At 34.7% G+C, this 17,386-nt stretch carries 16 protein-coding genes; 6 read left to right on the top strand and 10 right to left on the bottom strand.

All coding sequences use genetic code 11. The features are described from left to right. Positions 1-116 precede the first annotated feature (116 nt). Entirely contained in the window at positions 117-1,637 is a 1,521-nt protein-coding gene (adh, locus tag CRO00_RS09275; RefSeq protein WP_097073532.1) for an aldehyde dehydrogenase, read from the bottom strand. Positions 1,638-1,944: 307 nt separating this feature from the next. Here adh and rluF point away from each other — a divergent pair, with 307 nt between their 5' ends. Next, positions 1,945-2,652 carry a 23S rRNA pseudouridine(2604) synthase RluF gene (rluF, locus tag CRO00_RS09270; protein ID WP_097073410.1) on the top strand — a complete coding sequence of 236 codons (708 nt, stop codon included), beginning with the start codon at positions 1,945-1,947 and terminating at the stop codon, positions 2,650-2,652. 84 nt (positions 2,653-2,736) lie between these two features. Beyond that, positions 2,737-3,456: a DUF6904 family protein gene (locus CRO00_RS09265; protein ID WP_097073531.1), complete on the top strand. Its 720-nt coding sequence runs from the start codon at positions 2,737-2,739 to the stop codon at positions 3,454-3,456. An 81-nt stretch (positions 3,457-3,537) separates the two neighbouring features. On the opposite strand, the gene CRO00_RS09260 is transcribed toward CRO00_RS09265, so the two are convergent. The 8 genes from CRO00_RS09260 to CRO00_RS09225 all read right to left on the bottom strand — a co-directional run bounded on the left by CRO00_RS09260 (position 3,538) and on the right by CRO00_RS09225 (position 11,054). Further along, positions 3,538-4,245 carry an ABC transporter ATP-binding protein gene (locus CRO00_RS09260; RefSeq protein WP_097073409.1) on the bottom strand — a complete coding sequence of 236 codons (708 nt, stop codon included), beginning with the start codon at positions 4,243-4,245 and terminating at the stop codon, positions 3,538-3,540. Then, the gene (locus CRO00_RS09255) at positions 4,245-5,021 is read right to left on the bottom strand and encodes an ABC transporter ATP-binding protein (RefSeq protein ID WP_097073408.1); all 777 of its coding nucleotides are present in this window, start codon (positions 5,019-5,021) and stop codon (positions 4,245-4,247) included. Before CRO00_RS09255 ends, CRO00_RS09260 begins: the two co-directional genes overlap by 1 nt. Then, positions 5,018-5,956 (bottom strand): branched-chain amino acid ABC transporter permease, encoded by a 939-nt coding sequence (locus CRO00_RS09250; RefSeq protein WP_097073407.1) that lies wholly within the window; start codon positions 5,954-5,956, stop codon positions 5,018-5,020. The genes CRO00_RS09255 and CRO00_RS09250 overlap by 4 nt, the downstream gene beginning before the upstream one ends. A 10-nt stretch (positions 5,957-5,966) precedes the next feature. Further along, complete coding sequence (locus tag CRO00_RS09245) at positions 5,967-6,842, bottom strand: branched-chain amino acid ABC transporter permease (protein ID WP_097073406.1); 876 nt, start codon at positions 6,840-6,842, stop codon at positions 5,967-5,969. 161 nt (positions 6,843-7,003) lie between these two features. Continuing rightward, positions 7,004-8,224 carry an ABC transporter substrate-binding protein gene (locus CRO00_RS09240; RefSeq protein ID WP_097073405.1) on the bottom strand — a complete coding sequence of 407 codons (1,221 nt, stop codon included), beginning with the start codon at positions 8,222-8,224 and terminating at the stop codon, positions 7,004-7,006. A 387-nt stretch (positions 8,225-8,611) separates the two neighbouring features. Next, a complete protein-coding gene (locus tag CRO00_RS09235) occupies positions 8,612-9,283 on the bottom strand; it encodes a YdeI/OmpD-associated family protein (protein ID WP_097073404.1) in 672 nt (223 codons plus the stop codon). 28 nt (positions 9,284-9,311) lie between these two features. Then, positions 9,312-9,803 carry a VOC family protein gene (locus CRO00_RS09230; protein WP_419865871.1) on the bottom strand — a complete coding sequence of 164 codons (492 nt, stop codon included), beginning with the start codon at positions 9,801-9,803 and terminating at the stop codon, positions 9,312-9,314. A gap of 39 nt (positions 9,804-9,842) precedes the next feature. Then, positions 9,843-11,054, bottom strand: a complete 1,212-nt coding sequence (locus CRO00_RS09225; RefSeq protein WP_097073403.1) for an ATP-binding protein — start codon at positions 11,052-11,054, stop codon at positions 9,843-9,845. 164 nt (positions 11,055-11,218) lie between these two features. Here CRO00_RS09225 and psiE point away from each other — a divergent pair, with 164 nt between their 5' ends. From psiE to CRO00_RS09205, 4 genes are all read left to right on the top strand, one after another. Beyond that, the gene (gene psiE, locus CRO00_RS09220) at positions 11,219-11,671 is read left to right on the top strand and encodes a phosphate-starvation-inducible protein PsiE (RefSeq protein ID WP_097073402.1); all 453 of its coding nucleotides are present in this window, start codon (positions 11,219-11,221) and stop codon (positions 11,669-11,671) included. Positions 11,672-11,753: 82 nt separating this feature from the next. Further along, positions 11,754-13,049: a PLL family lectin gene (locus CRO00_RS09215; RefSeq protein ID WP_202615649.1), complete on the top strand. Its 1,296-nt coding sequence runs from the start codon at positions 11,754-11,756 to the stop codon at positions 13,047-13,049. Positions 13,050-13,299: 250 nt separating this feature from the next. Continuing rightward, entirely contained in the window at positions 13,300-14,823 is a 1,524-nt protein-coding gene (locus CRO00_RS09210; RefSeq protein WP_097073401.1) for an HD domain-containing phosphohydrolase, read from the top strand. A 240-nt stretch (positions 14,824-15,063) separates the two neighbouring features. Next, positions 15,064-16,449 carry a branched-chain amino acid transporter BcaP gene (locus CRO00_RS09205; RefSeq protein WP_097073400.1) on the top strand — a complete coding sequence of 462 codons (1,386 nt, stop codon included), beginning with the start codon at positions 15,064-15,066 and terminating at the stop codon, positions 16,447-16,449. 61 nt (positions 16,450-16,510) lie between these two features. Here CRO00_RS09205 and CRO00_RS09200 read toward each other — a convergent pair whose 3' ends face one another. Then, positions 16,511-17,353, bottom strand: a complete 843-nt coding sequence (locus CRO00_RS09200; RefSeq protein WP_097073399.1) for a TetR/AcrR family transcriptional regulator — start codon at positions 17,351-17,353, stop codon at positions 16,511-16,513. Positions 17,354-17,386: the final 33 nt, after the last annotated feature.

The following is a 17,386-nucleotide window of genomic DNA, read 5'->3' as shown; positions in this document are numbered from 1 at the left end:
TATAATCTCTTTTTTTGGACAAGTGTTTTGCTTCAAGCATCTTACACCAGACACTCACGAATTATTAGTGCCGACAATGCCACGTTTATGTGGCATTTGATCGGCAACTTTTTCTCTTAGAAGAATCCTAATTTATTAGGGCTATAGCTTACTAATAAATTTTTTGTTTGTTGATAGTGATTTAACATCATTAAATGTGTTTCACGACCAACTCCAGACATTTTGTATCCACCAAATGCAGCATGAGCTGGATATGCATGATAACAGTTTGTCCAAACTCGACCAGCTTCGATTGCACGACCAAAACGGTATGCAGTGTTCATATCACGTGTCCAAACACCAGCACCTAAACCGTATAACGTATCATTTGCAATTTCTAAAGCTTCTTCTTTCGTCTTGAACGTTGTTACAGCAACAACTGGTCCAAAAATCTCTTCCTGGAAGATGCGCATTTTGTTGTTTCCTTTAAATACAGTCGGCTTAATATAGTAACCGTCTTTTAGGTCACCGTCTAACTGGTTACGTTCTCCACCAATTAGGCATTCTGCACCCTCTTGTTTACCAATATCTAAATAAGATAAAATTTTCTCCATTTGTTCAGAAGAAGCTTGAGCACCCATCATAACAGTAGGATCTAATGGATTTCCTGTTTTAATTGCTTCAACGCGTTTTAATGCACGCTCCATAAACTTCTCGTAAATAGATTCTTGAATTAATGCACGAGATGGGCAAGTACAAACTTCACCCTGATTTAACGCAAATAATACGAAACCTTCAATTGCTTTATCTAAAAACTCATCATCTTCTTCAAAAATATCTTCAAAGAAAATGTTAGGTGACTTACCACCAAGTTCTAATGTTACAGGGATAATATTTTGAGATGCATATTGCATAATTAAACGACCAGTTGTTGTTTCACCAGTAAACGCAATTTTGCCAATACGAGGGTTTGAAGCAAGTGGTTTACCAGCTTCTAAACCAAAACCGTTCACGATATTTAAAACTCCTGGCGGTAATAAGTCTTCAATTAACTCTGCTAAAACTAGAATAGATGCAGGAGTTTGTTCTGCAGGTTTTAACACAACACAGTTACCTGCCGCTAAAGCTGGTGCTAATTTCCAACAAGCCATTAGCAACGGGAAATTCCAAGGGATAATTTGTCCAACTACACCAATAGGTTCATGGAAATGATATGCTACAGTATCTTCATCAATTTGACTAATACCACCTTCTTGAGCACGAATTGCACCCGCAAAATAACGGAAATGGTCAATCGCAAGAGGTAAGTCTGCATTTAATGTTTCACGAACGGCTTTACCATTTTCCCAAGATTCAGCAACTGCTAGCATCTCTAAGTTTTCTTCCATGCGATCAGCAATTTTATTTAAAATATTTGCTCTCACGGCAACTGAAGTTTTCCCCCAAGCTTCTTTTGCTGCATGGGCTGCATCTAGAGCAAGCTCAATATCCTCAGCAGTAGAGCGTGCGACTTTTGTATACACTTTTCCGGTAACTGGTGTTACATTGTCGAAATACTCTCCATTAACTGGTGCTGTCCATTGTCCATTGATAAAGTTGTCGTACTTTTCTTTAAAGTTTACAACTGCTCCTTCAGTGTTCGGAAATGCATACGCCATTGTTAATACTGACATGTTTAATTCTCCCCTTTTCACCTATTAATCTCTACAAATACCTTTTAGCACTTACTTCCCCAATCTATTAAAAGGTATTTGTATACTATATGTTTATAATTTAGCAAATATTTCAAAAAAGGGAAATAGTATTTTCTTTTTTATGTCTGTTTTTTCTACAAAATGTATCTAATTTACTATAAAATAGTATTAAGTATATAGCCCTATGTATTTCAAAATAATTCGATGTCTACAATAGTAAAGTTAGAAATTTTAGGTTATTGTATACTAAAAATAAACATTAGGAGTTTTTATGAGAATTAATAAATATTTAAGTGAAACTGGAATTGTATCTCGTCGCGGAGCAGATAAATGGATTGAAGAAGGCCGCATTACAATAAACGGTGAGGTTGCTACAATTGGTAGTCAAGTAAATGATGGAGATGTCGTTTGTGTAGATGGAAATCCTGTCAAAAAGGAAGAGGAACTTGTCTACATTGCATTGAATAAACCAGTTGGCATTACTAGTACAACGGAAAAACATATTAAAGGAAATGTTGTTGATTTTGTCGGTCATTCAAAGCGAATCTTCCACATTGGCCGACTAGATAAAGATTCTGAAGGATTGTTACTCCTTACAAATGACGGAGATGTTGTAAATGAAATTTTACGTGCAGAAAATCACCATGAGAAAGAATATATTGTACAAGTGGACAAACCAATAACGGACCGCTTTCTACAACAAATGGCTTCTGGTGTTGAAATACTAGATACCGTTACACTTCCTTGTAAAGTGGAGAAAGTGTCTTCACAAGTGTTCAAAATTATTTTGGAACAAGGCTTAAATCGGCAAATTCGTCGGATGTGTTCTGCATTAGGCTATACAGTAAAACGACTACAACGAATTCGCATAATGAATATTCATCTTGGTAATTTAAAAGTAGGTCAATGGCGCGACTTAACAGATAAAGAAAAAAACGAGCTATTCAAATTATTAAACTACAAGCCAAAGAAGGGGTAAAAGGTTTAATATTGAAAAGGGAAACAACAAGCAAACTCCTATGCTTGTGTTTCCAAACTTTAAATTTGTAAGGGGTTGGGGATGTTGTTATCAATCGAGTGTACAGAACGACTGACAGGTGCACGTATCAGCGGTGATTATTGGGATTTAGACGAGTTAGTCAGTGCTATATATGTTGTTATAGGAGATGAAAATCGCTATTACGATTACCAAGGAGCAAGACACCGAATTTTAAATGTTTGCTATAACCTACGAAAAGCTGTACAAGGTGAAAAAAATATAGAACTTGTCTCAAATGGTGTCCATCGCGAAATGTTAAAACACCACAATATGATTGCTCCAGAAAAAAACGTATATTTTAGCGTTGAAATATTATGGCCAGAATTGGTTTTTACAGCATTAGCTTTATCTGATTTTATTAAATTACATAATGAAATGATAGACGACACTTTGTGGAATATACATATAGCCATCATTCGAAAATTTCAAGGAAATGTATTAGATTGTTTAAAATATCAGCTTTCAGATGAACATTACACCGTTCTCCAACAGTTAATACAAAATCGATCATTAAACTATTTCCGATATGCAACACAATATGTAGATCTTTTAAACTTGGAATATATTAATCTATCAAAAGAAGAAAGAAAGGAAAATTTAGCAGCTTATGCAATCCGTTTAATGATTGAAGATGAAGCATATGTCATGTTAAAAGAAGAAATTTTAGCCACAGCAAGCGTTACAAAGCACGAAATTCATGAATTACCACTTTCTTTAAAATATCCTGAAGAAATAGTTTGGTAGAAATATAGAGCCACAAAAAAACTAGTGAAGACTCATTTCTTCACTAGTTTTACTATTTTAAAACATAGACTTGTCTTATTTTTATAGACCTCCAAGATAAGCTGCTTTTACTTGCTCGCTTTCTTGTAGTTCTTTTGCTGTTCCTGAAAGTACAATTTTACCTGTTTCCAAAACATAAGCACGGTCAGCAATTGACAGCGCCATATTCGCATTTTGTTCTACTAGTAAAACCGTTGTTCCTTGGCTATTAACAGCCTTAATAATCTCAAATATTTTTTTAACTACAAGTGGTGCTAACCCCATTGACGGTTCATCCATCAATAATAGCTTTGGTTTAGCCATTAGTGCACGGCCCATCGCTAACATTTGTTGCTCCCCACCAGACAAAGTTCCAGACAATTGCTTACGACGTTCATCCAAAATTGGGAACAGCTCATACACATAATCCATATCTTTTTTAATTCCATCTCGGTCATTACGTAAATAGGCACCAAGTTCTAAGTTTTCCTCAACAGACATGTTAGAAAATACACGACGACCTTCTGGAACATGGGAAATACCACTTTTTACAATTGTTTGAGCAGGTTTTCCAGCAATTTGTTGTGTAAAGTATAAAATATTACCATGCTTTGGTTTTAATAGACCAGATAATGTTTTTAATAATGTAGATTTACCGGCTCCATTAGCTCCAATTAGTGTAACGATTTCACCTTCAATTACTTCTAAGGAGATATCTTTCAATGCATGAATATTTCCATAAAATACGTCGATGTTGTTTACTTTAAGCATTAATCAATAACCTCCTCACCAAGGTAAGCTTCGATTACTTTTGGATTGTTTCGAATTTCTTCTGGCGTTCCATCTGCAATTAATTGGCCATGGTCTAGTACATAAATACGTTCACAAATCCCCATAACCAAATGCATATCATGTTCAATTAAAAGAATTGTTAAACCAAATTCTTTCCGAATAAATGCAATCAATTCCATTAAATCATGCGTCTCTTGTGGGTTCATCCCCGCTGCAGGTTCGTCCAGTAGCAATAGCTGTGGATTTGCAGCTAACGCACGTGCTATTTCTAATCGGCGTTGCATCCCGTAAGGTAAATTCTTTGCAAACTCGTCTTTATATACATCTAATCCAAAGATCTTTAAAAACTCAATTGATTCCTTCTCCATTTTTGCTTCGCCAGAAAAATGGCTTGGTAATCGGAATATTGATGATAATAGAGAATGTTTCGCAAGATTATGGTTTGCAACTTTTACATTATCAAGAACCGATAAATCTTTAAATAGGCGAATGTTTTGGAACGTACGACTAATTCCAAGCTTACTAACTTGATATGGTTTAAGCCCATTGAGCTTTTTCCCTTCAAAGGTAATCCCACCTTCAGTAGGTTGATACACACCAGTTAGCATGTTGAAAGTTGTTGTTTTCCCAGCACCATTCGGACCAATTAATCCAATTAATTCACCTTTATTTAAATACATGTTTACATTTTGAACAGCTTTTAAGCCTCCAAATTGGATGCCCATATTTTCTGTTTTAATTAGAAGGTTACTCATACTTTAGAACCTCCCTTTTTACCAAACTTAAATAATGATGTAATTTCTTTCGTTCCCATTAATCCTGTTGGGCGATAAAGCATTACGATAATTAATACTACTGAATAAATAATCATACGTGTTTCAGGGAAGTTTGCTAAATATGCTGATACTAATGTTAAGAAAATAGCAGCAATCGCAGAACCTGATAAACTTCCCAAACCGCCAAGAACCACATAAATTAAAATATCAAAAGATTTTAAGAAGTTAAATGTTGTTGGTTGAATGATGAAAAAGTTATGTGCATAAATTGCGCCTGCAATTCCTGCAAAGAAGGAACCGATTGTAAAGGCAACAACTTTATAATAGGTTGTATTAATACCCATCGCATCCGCAGCAATTTCATCTTCACGAATTGAAATACACCCACGGCCGTGTCGGGAATTGGTAAAGTTCGCAATGACCAAAATAGTTATGACTACTCCGACAAATGCATATGTCCAAGTTGTCATGTTGGTTACTACCATACCAGCAGCACCACCAACATACTCAACGTTTAAGAAAATAATACGAATTATTTCAGCAAATCCTAAAGTAGCAATCGCTAAATAGTCGCCTTTAAGTCGTAGCGTTGGAATCCCTACAAGTAGTCCTGCTAATGCTGAAATCACCGCACCTAGTAAAATGGCTACGATTAGTGGTAATCCTAATTTCATTGTTGCAATTGCACTTATATACGCACCTACTGCCATGAACCCAGCATGGCCGATTGAAAACTGACCTGTTATCCCAATTACGATATGTAAACTTACTGCAAGCATAATGTTAATACACATTTGAATTAGGATGTTTTGATAATACAAATCTAGCATTCCGCCTGAGATCATGCCCTGTACGACTGCATAGATTACTAGTGCTAAAACGAGGAATCCCCAAAAGGCTTTAGACTTTTTCATGCAATGTCACCTACACTTTCTCACGGGCGTTTTTACCGAATATACCCGATGGTTTCAAGATTAAGATTAAAATTAAAATTACAAAGGCTGCTGCATCGCGCCATAAAGAATATCCTATAGCACTTACAATTGTTTCAACTACCCCTAAAACTAAACCGCCAACCATAGCACCCGGAATACTTCCAATACCTCCTAGTACTGCTGCTACGAAAGCTTTTAAGCCAGGTAGTACCCCCATTAAAGGATCAATTCTTGTGTAATAAATACCGAAAATTACACCTGCTGCCCCAGCTAAAGCTGAGCCAATTGCAAAAGTAGCTGAGATTGTATTGTCAACGTTTATCCCCATTAGTCGTGCTGCGTCCGCATCATGAGAAACCGCGCGCATCGCTTTACCAATTTTCGTTTTATGAACGATAAATTGTAATAAAATCATCAGTACGATTGTTACTGCTAAAATCATAATAGATTGTGAGCTAATACTTGCTCCGAAAATTGAGATTGATTTATTCGCCATTACTTCAGGATAAGCTTCAGGTGATGCTCCTCTGAAGAAGATTACTGTATACTCAATTAATAAAGATACCCCAATTGCAGTAATTAATGCTGCAATACGAGTCGCATTCCGTAATCGTTTATAGGCAACCCGTTCAATAATAACTCCAATGATTGCACAAAGTAACATGGAGATAATTAATGCTGGGATAAATCCGATATCCCACCGTGCGATTGCATAGAATCCTATAAAGGCACCTAGCATAAATACGTCACCATGGGCAAAGTTAATTAACTTGATAATCCCATATACCATTGTATATCCTAGTGCAATCAACGCATAAATACTACCTAGTGATATACCATTCACTAGTTGTTGCAACCATTCCATGAGTCCTCACTCCTTTAACTAATTAGTCCTTTATAATTAAAATATTTTAGTTCCTAAGATTCTATGTAACTCTTTTTATTGTGAAAAAATTGATAATAGAAAACTGTAAAAAGGGAGGCCTCAAGCCCCCCTTGTTTGTTCAAATACGCAAAATACGTATCTTACGGATTAACTTTAGAGTTGAACTTTTGATTGCCGTCTACATATTCTAGAACTGTTGCAGATTTAACTGGGTTGTGTTTTTCGTCAACTGAGAATGTACCTGTAATCAAGCTTAAGTCTGTTGTTTCAGCTAAAGCTTTTTGAATTGCCTCACCATCTGTTGATCCAGCACGTTTGATTGCATCAGCAATAAAGTAAACTGTGTCGTAACCAAGTGCGTGGAATGCGTTTGGTGACTCGTTGAATTTACCTTCAAATGCTTTAACAAATCCTTGGATTGTTTCCTCTGGATCTTGAGATGAATAGTGATTTGTAATGAATGTGTTGTTTAATGCATCTTTTCCTGCAAGTTCAACTAGTGTTGGAGAATCCCAACCATCAGCACCCATTAATGGTACATCAATTCCTAATTCACGAGCTTGCTTAACGATTAGACCAACTTCTTCATAATAACCAGGGATAAAGATAAATTCTGGGTTTTTTGATTTTAGGTTTGTTAATGTTGACTTAAAGTCTACATCTTTTGCAACATAAGCTTCTTCTGCTACAACTTTCCCACCGTTTGCTTCAATTTGCTGTTTAAATGATGCAGCTAAGCCTTTTGCATAGTCAGAAGAGTTGTCCGCATAAATTGCTACATTTTTTGCACCAAGTTCAGTTGCGAAGTTAGCTGCTACAATTCCTTGGAATGGGTCAATAAAACATGTACGGAATACGTAATCATTGATTGAACCATCTTCATTTTCTGTTACGTTTGGAGCAGTACCAGATGCCGTAACAGTCGGAATTTTATATTGGTTTGCAATTTGAGCAGTTGCAATTACGTTACCTGATGTTGCAGGAGCAATCATTGCAGTAACTTTATCTTGAGTAGCTAGTTTAATAGCTGCGTTTGTTGCTTCTGAGTTTTCTGATTTATTGTCTACTTTTACTAATTCAATTTGCTTACCATCGATACCACCAGCAGCGTTAATTTCTTCAACTGCAAGCTCTGCACCTTTTCCAATAGATGATCCGTAAGATGCTACTGCACCAGAAAGTTCTAAGTTAGCACCGATTTTAATGACTTCACTAGAATCACTACTACCAGAAGAACTTCCACCGCTAGTTGTTGTAGTTGTTCCTTCCTCGCTAGAACTACAACCTGCTAAAGCTCCTACTATTAATGATGATGCTAGAAATACCGATGCAAATCTCTTTAATGTCTTTTTCTCTGTCATTTTTATATCCCCCCGCATAGATGTTTCAAAGAATATTGATATTTCTGATAATTATAGCTAATACATTAGAATACAGCAATAGTTAATCGAAATATTCTGAATGATGAAATTATCCCCATATCCTTTTTCTGATTGTTAGACTTTACGATTGTAAAACATTCTACCTATTTAGTCTAGTAAAATTTTTAGTAAATTTAGATTGTTTTCTAAAAACAGAATATTATGTGTTAACTAAAATGCAACACTTTTCTGAAAATGCTTCGGTTGTTCTTACTTTGCAAATAAATATTATTATGTTAAATAAAACTATTTTAAAGTAATATTACGAAATCATAAAATAAAAAAGTAACGGTTTCTTTTAAAATACCGTTACTTACTAATGTGATATTATTTTTTACCCAACTTATAAAGATCTCGCGTTTTATATCCTTCAGCTAATATCTTTTTCATTTCTTCTTGTCGTTTTTTCTTAGTCACATCTTGTTTTGCACTGTATACATATCGGGCCCAATCTTTTTTGTAGCCTGGAGTTAAGGATTGATAAAAAGCTAACAAATTAGGAGCATCTTCTAAACTTTGTTCTATTTGAGGAATATAATCTATATAATCATCAACATATTGATTTTTCTTAGTCGAAACCTTATTTTTTGTTTTTGAATCTTCTTTTAAGCCCACTACCGTGAATACATCATCTAAGCCAACCATGCGTGAAAATTTAATCGTACTATTACCTATATACCCATCTCGATCTGCACCTAAGCCTTCTAACAATTCGTCGCGGTGAATGAAGGTTTGATATACTTTATTCCCCTTCTTCGGATAGGCAAAGTATAAGTATCCTTGTGTGCTTAAGTAATTACCTTCTATTATCTCGCTAACGCCACTTTGTAAGCTTTGCATATCTAAGACAAATGAAAAAATTAAGTCATATTTTTTTGTTCCTAGCACTGTGTCGCAATCAGATATCCCATCAAAATAATGAGAACCTACTGGAACATTTAATAATGCCACATTTTTATATTTGGTCAGCTTCAACTTTTCTACAATCGAACTTGCCATTTAAGTGCCCCCACTTTAAAGTAAATTGTTATTCTTCATTATAGGCTCTTACTAACTGCTCTATATTAATTTTCTTCATTTGTAGCAACACTTTCATTACTCTTTCGCTTTTGGAGCTGTCTCCTGTTATTAAATCATTTAAAATGGTAGGAACAATTTGCCACGAAACACCATAACGATCTTTTAACCATCCGCACACTTGCGCTTTTTTTTCCCCACCTTCAGAAAGTCTATCCCAAAAGTAGTCAATTTCTTCCTGTGAATCGCAGTTAACAATGAAAGAAATCGCTTCAGTAAATTTGTACAGAGGGCCACCATTTAGAGCTACAAAAGATTGTCCTTCAAGTTGAAATTCTACTGTCATTACATCCCCTTGTGATAACCCTTCCAACTCGTGGCGTTCTTTTCCATATCGTGTCACTTTTTCGATATTCGAATTTTTAAAAATAGAAACATAAAAATTTGCTACTTCCTCTGCCTCTATATTAAACCATAAATTTGTTGATATTTTTTTAATCATCTTCGTCACACCAATCCTATGCATAATTTACATCAAGCCCTAGTGATGAGATGGGAACGTAATTGTAACAGTTGTCCCTTTGCCAGATACACTTTCATAATGGATCGAACCGTTATTATTTGCAACAATATGGTTACAAATCATAATCCCGAGCCCTGTTCCTTTTGCTTTTAGTGAATAAAATGGGGTGCCAATCGACTCTAATTCTTGTGCTGACATTCCCTTTCCATAATCGGATACTGTAATTACCACATTCTCTGTCTTTTTAACTGCTCTTACTACAATTGAATCTCCACTAGAGGATGCTTCAATTGCATTTTTAATAATATTGACGAGCAGTTGATGTAACTCTATTTTATTCATAATAATGGTACAATCATCTTCTACATATGCATCAATTTTATTCTTTGTAGATAGACCATAAGATTGAAGTAATTCTGCTACATTATAGATTATTGGTTTAATTTCAATTTTCTCAACTTCTCTATTATTTGATGGTTTTGATAAAGATAATAAATCCGTTATTACATGTTCTGCAGTTTCTAATTCTTCTATTAATAGTCTAAAGTTTTGCTTTTTTTGATTATCTCCTGCTGAATCTTGTTCATAGATTTGCAAATAACCTTTCACGACTGTCAGAGGATTTCTTATTTCATGGGCAACTGCCGCAGCTAATTCACCCGTTGTTTTCAATCTTTCATTATGTTTCATTTGCTCATAAAACAAGTGTTGTGCTCTTATTCGTTCGGAAGTTAAATGAAAAATAAATGAGAGAATAATTTGACTAACAATTAGATTAATACAATTTCCTATTAAATCCTCCGTTAAATATGGATACATTGCTTCTAAATGTCCTAATTGTATATAGGTTACAGTTAGAGTAAGAAGTAGGGTATTTAAAATGATGGAAAAATAAAAGAGCTTTGCATCAAAAAACAAAATTGAAATTGCAGGGATAAAACAAATTAATAATATTGTCGTGCCGGTTTCAGGGTATAAAAAGAAAAGCAAGTAGAATAACGCAAAGGATAAAAGAACTATACACAATCGAAAATAGCGGGTCCTATTTTTAGGATAATATATTAAACAGACAGATAAGATCATTACAAGTAATGCATGTATTAAAAAACCCATCTCATCTAGTCCCATGCGTGGATTTAGAACGCTTAAACCTGTTAACATAACCAAAATTGTAAAAATAACGTTGATGTAATATCGTTTTATGCTTCGTTCATATAATAACTTTTCCATAAAAACTCCTTCTATTGTATTAAATACCCCATAACTGTAACAAATTTTCCATACAAACCGTTTATGCCTTTTCATTAATTTAATCATTTATTCATAAAGTACAACATGCTGATAGTTTTCTAAAATAGCAAATTTAAACTCTGTGAAAGGAGGAAAAACCGTTTATGGGAAAATGGAACTGGGACAATGCAAGGCTATACTTTCCAAAAACTTTACAATGGTTTTTAAATGGCTGTTTAATTACTTTAGCTGTTATTCTATCAATTCTGCTCATTAGGGAAATCATTGAATTTTTTAAAATCCTCCTCATTTCAGGAGGTAGCGATTATAAAGTGTTCCTTGCAAATATTCTTTTATTCTTTTTATATTTTGAGTTCATTACAATGATTGTGAAGTACTTTAAGGAAGAATATCATTTCCCATTAAGGTACTTTATCTATATCGGCATAACAGCGATGGTAAGACTTATTATCGTTGAACATGATCATCCTATTGATACTCTAATTTACTCCCTTGTTATTCTAATCCTCATTATTAGCTACTTTATAATAAATATTACTCCATTAGAAAGACCAAAAACTTCGCTACTTTTTGGTAAAAAACCACCGCTAAACTAGCTCATTAGTAGAAATACTTCTGCTCTTCCTTCATAGTCCCACTTTGAAGTGTACTGCATACACTATCATAGAAATGGAGGGAATGAAAAAAGTGTACATGTATAATGGCTATCCATATTATGTTCAATATGTTCCTATGTACCCCACACCTCAACAGTATCCTCAGCATACTGCACAACAACAACCAAGACAACCACAGCGGCAACAACAACCTTCTAGGCAATCTGATCGACCAAATGTTCAGGAAATTATGCAAGAAATTCGGTCGCGTCATAGTAATCTTTATACACAATTAGAGCAGGCTGGGGTGAATAGGCAGCTTGTTGATACCTTTATTTTTTTAATCGTTAACTTTACTCGAAATGAAGCAAACATTAACAGGTCTTCAAACGAAATTTATGAGCAATTCCAAAGTGAAACACCTTGGTTCAATCTTCTTATTCGTCAACTAAATTTTCCACTTAACACAATCGATCGTGTATTAACAAGAGTTATTGAGATAACAGTTAATATTCTACGAGGACAACAACCAAGTCCCGGACCAGGACCGACTCCTACACCAGGTGGGCGATGGTCTGATTGGGAAAGCCTTGGTGGATCAATTGTTGGTGCACCTACTGTATCTTCTTGGCAAGCGAATCGACTAGATGTTTTTGCAAGAGGTACGGATAATGCCCTTTACCACATTTGGTGGGACGGCAGTAGATGGAGTAACTGGGAGAACCTTGGTGGTGTATTAACCTCTTCTCCCGGAGCAGTATCTTGGGGACCAAATCGTATTGATGTATTTGTCAGAGGAACAGATAATGCACTATATCATAAATGGTGGGATGGCTCGCGTTGGAATGATTGGGAAAACCTTGGCGGAGTATTAACGAGTGGTCCTGCTGCTTCCTCACGACGAGCAAATCAGTTAGATGTATTTGTCAGAGGTTCTAACAATCGTTTATATAAAAGAACATGGAACGGTTCTCGATGGGAAAATTGGGAAGACCTTGGTGGTAACTTAAATTCAGAACCAGCAGCGGTTTCATGGGGACCAAATCGTATTGATGTGTTCGCTCGAGGGCAAAATAACGATTTAATCCATAAATGGTGGAACGGCTCTGTATGGTCTGATTGGGAAAGCTTAGGCGGAACATTAACGAGTAGCCCAACTGTATCATCACGACGCAATAATCAACTTGATGTATTTGTTAGAGGCACAGGGAACCGACTTTATAAACGCACTTGGAACGGTTCACGTTGGGATAGTTGGGAGTCTCTAGGCGGAAATTTAACAAGTGCGCCAGCAAGTGTATCTTGGGGGCCAAATCGTACGGATGTATTTGCACGTGGACAAAACGGTGATTTGATTCATAGCTACCAAGGAAGATAACCATTTTTAGAAGCTAGGTACATTAATGATTTCTCTAAAATATACCTAGCTTTTTCTAAAATACCCTAATACTGTCCACATTTTATACATAAACTTCAAAGCGAAATGAAATTTTTTATAACATATTGCACGGTTTCTGTTAAAATTTTTCTATATAAAAATTAATAACTAATACATTGCGATTAATAAATTACCTTATTTTACTATAAAGTAAAGAATTCTTCCAAATTAATCTTGGCGGAGGTTCCTGATGGACAGTAAGTTACCTTTAGACAATTTTCAAACCTTGTTTCAAAACTATAATGAAGATGACATACATATCGATTCATGGAAAATACTAATTGTGGATGAAGATCCAACAATACATGATAAGATAAAAAGCACCCTAAAAGATGTCATTTTTGAAGAAAAACCTGTTTCACTATTTCACGCTTACACTGCAAATGAGGCAAAACAGATCATATGTAAAAATGACAATATAGCACTCATTCTTCTTGATGCTGTACTAGAAACGAAAGATGTCAGCTTAAAAATTATAGACTTCTTACGTAACGAATTGCAAAACAACAAAACTCGTATTTTCCTTTTAATCAATCAACCTAACCAATTTCCCATAGATAAAGTGATTATTTCCCAAAATATAAATGATTACAAAGAAAAATCAGAACTTACTCCACAAAGGCTTTTTACATCCATTATTTTTATGTTACGTGCCTATCGGGATTTGCTTGTAGTGGATGATAGTAAAAAAAGGTTAGAGCACGTTATATCTGCAACATCTGAAATTATTAAAGATACTTCGAAATATCAATTAGTAAACACCATCATGTTACAGTTCATCTCTCTCCTCAGACTAAATGATTCATCTAAAATTGGTGGAGTTTTTTTACAAAGAACAATAGAAGGTACATCAATATTAATTAAAAATGGAATATTTGATAATGTATCCATCCATGATCTTCTCAGTAAATTTACAGAACAAATTACTCAACATTTTCAAAGTAATCAAAGTTTTATAGGTAACGATTCATTTTTACTTTATCTCGGGACAGTTTTTAACCGCCACTATTTTATCTATTTCTTTACTGCGAGAACTTTAACAGATTGGGATAAGAAAATTATTGACATTTTTTCCTCCCAAACCTCTGCAACGTTTAAAAACGTCTGTTTAGTTGAAGAAATTGACCATACACAAAGGGAAATTATTTACACATTAGGGGAAATTGGAGAAATGCGCTCTAAAGAAACTGGGAATCACGTTAAGAGGGTAGCTGAATTTTCTAAGCTTTTAGCATTGAAGTACGGTTTATCAGAAGAAGAATCAGAAATTATCCAGCTAGCATCCCCTATGCATGATATTGGCAAGGTTGGAATAAGTGACGCTATAATGAACAAACCTGACAAACTAACTAAAGAAGAGTATGAAATTATGAAATGCCATGCTCAAATTGGATACGATATGTTAAAACACTCTGAACGCCCTATTTTAAAAGCCGCTGCGATTATTGCCCATCAACACCATGAGAAATATAATGGCACTGGTTATCCTAGAGGCTTAAAGCAGAAAGAAATTCACTTGTATGGCCGAATTACTGCGATTGTTGACGTATTTGATGCCTTAATTAGTGATCGTGTCTATAAAAAAGGTTGGAAGATGGAAAAAATCATTAAATACTTCCAAGACCAACGAGGTATACATTTCGACCCTGAATTAACAGATATATTTCTACTAAACATCCAAGAGTTTATTAAAATTAACGACGAGATTAAATAACATCCATTTATAAATAGCCTCATTAAGCTTAAGTCCTTTTTATAGGGGCTTAAGCTTTTTAATTATTTATAGTATTATGAAAAATAATAAATTTTTAACAATTCGGAAAATTATATTTGGTAAATTGTTAGAAATTATCTACACATTCGATAAAATTCGTCATTTTCTTTAATAAATATTTGACCGTCGACCGTAATCATAGTAGTATTTTTTTCATAATAAAAAGAATAGGTGTTTATGTTGTCAAATTTGTTTAGAAAAAAGAATATTCATGATTTGTTAAGTAAAAATAATGGTGTACGACTAAAACAAACATTAGGTGCCTTTGATCTTATTTTATTAGGTGTTGGTGCCATTGTTGGGACAGGGATCTTTATCCTTCCCGGCACTGTAGCTGCTAGTCATTCAGGGCCAGCTATAGTATTTTCATTTCTAATTGCAGCTCTAGTTTGTGCCCTTGCAGCAATGTGTTATTCTGAATTTTCTTCAGCAATACCTGTTACTGGAAGTGCATATACATACAGCTATATTATCTTTGGAGAGTTACTAGCTTGGTTTGTTGGGTGGGCGTTAATATTAGAGTATGGATTAGCTTCCGCATCTGTTGCAACTGGTTGGTCTGCATATTTAATCTCGTTATTAGAGGGATTAAACATTTTTATTCCAGCCTCTTTAACAGGTCCTTTTAATCCAGATGGTGGTACATTTATTAATTTACCCGCAGTACTAATTGTTGTTATTATCACTTATTTATTAACGCTTGGAATGCAGGAATCCGCTAAAATAAATAGAATCATGGTTTTTGTCAAAGTCGGGGTTATTTTACTATTTATTTTCGTTGGTGTATTTTACGTAAAACCAGATAATTGGCAGCCGTTTATGCCATTTGGTTTTGAAGGTGTACTTGCAGGTGGAGCACTTGTTTTCTTCGCCTATCTCGGATTTGATGCTGTTTCATCAGCTGCTGAGGAAGTAAAAAATCCTCAAAGGAATTTACCAATCGGAATCATTGGTTCATTATTAGTCTGTTCCTTCCTATATATATCGGTTTCATTGGTTTTAACTGGAATTGTCCCATTTACAGACTTAAATGTAAGCAATCCTGTTAGCTATGCACTTCAACTTGTTGGGCAAGATTGGATTTCGGGTGTAATATCTTTAGGGGCCGTAACGGGGATGATGACCGTAATACTAGTCATGATATATGGGGGCTCGCGTCTTATTTTTGCCATAGCTCGTGATGGTCTACTTCCGAACATACTGACAAAACTAAATCCTAAGCACAATACACCTGATATTAATACTTGGATTTTCGGAATTGCTGTTGCTTTTTGTGCAGGTTTCATACCACTAAATACTTTGGCTGAATTAGTTAACATGGGAACGTTGATTGCATTTACAATCGTTTCAATTGGTGTTATTTTCTTAAGAAAAAATAAAAGTATTCCAAAGGGTGGGTTTAAAGTTCCACTATTCCCAATCCTGCCAATACTATCATTTATTGCCTGTCTGTTCCTAATGCTTCAACTATCTATTCATACTTGGATTGCATGTAGCATTTGGTTTGTAGTCGGACTTATCTTCTACTTTGTATACGGAAGAAAACATAGTACAATGAATCAATAATTTCTTTACTCTATATTAAACAAAAAATGAGTACCATTAAGTCAATAATGGTACTCATTTTTTATTGTCCTCCTTCCTTTTCAATCTCTAATTGATAAAGGAAAGCAATCCACTTACATCTTGTATGTGTTCTTATATTTTTGAGCAATCCTTGTACGAGCACTTCGCTCAAATTCGATTCCTTTAGATGCTCCTTTAATAATACTAAAGATTCTCGAACTATTTTATGATCATCAATTTCATTTAGCACCTCATTGATGAGCTCGATAATTGATTCTCTTGTGATTTGTATTTGATGATTTGTAGATGCAAAATAATCCAGTGTAATCGTATGAATATTTGCATGCTGCGCAATAATCGACACTTTCTCGACAATTGATTTACATAATTTATCTAAGTCAACGGAATAATTATCTAGAAAGATTAACTCCGAGTAACTTTTTGTAAGTCCGTTAATTACCATAACAATGTCGAGATGCATCTTTTTATCTGTTTGAACATATTGCCTTTGTACGACCGAAAGAATAATTCGATTAAACATTATTTGATACATTTGCATTTTTTCTAACAAATCTTTATTAAACGAAACGACTTGTTCCTTCATAAACAATTTTGCGATATTCGCTTGTTTCTGAAATTCGCTAAATATTAAATGTAAGAAATTATACAATAATTCCTCGGGTGGCGTATCTCCGCTGACCGACCGTTCAACATCAGCAATAAACTCACTCATAAACTGGTCAATTAAGCAGTAAATTAACTCATCTTTTGATTTAAAATGAAGATAAAAAGCTCCCTTTGATATACCGCATCGTTCCGTAATTTGTTGAACTGAAGTTGATTCAAACCCATTTTCAACAAATAACTCCAATGATTTTTCCATTATGAGTTGTTTTTTAACCATTTGTAAACACTCCTACTCATTCATTGACAACTG

Source organism: Ureibacillus xyleni (genome assembly GCF_900217795.1).
Taxonomy (GTDB): Bacteria; Bacillota; Bacilli; order Bacillales_A; family Planococcaceae; genus Ureibacillus; species Ureibacillus xyleni.
The sequence above is the reverse complement of the archived record's forward strand: the minus strand, read 5'-3'. Positions and strand labels throughout refer to the sequence as shown.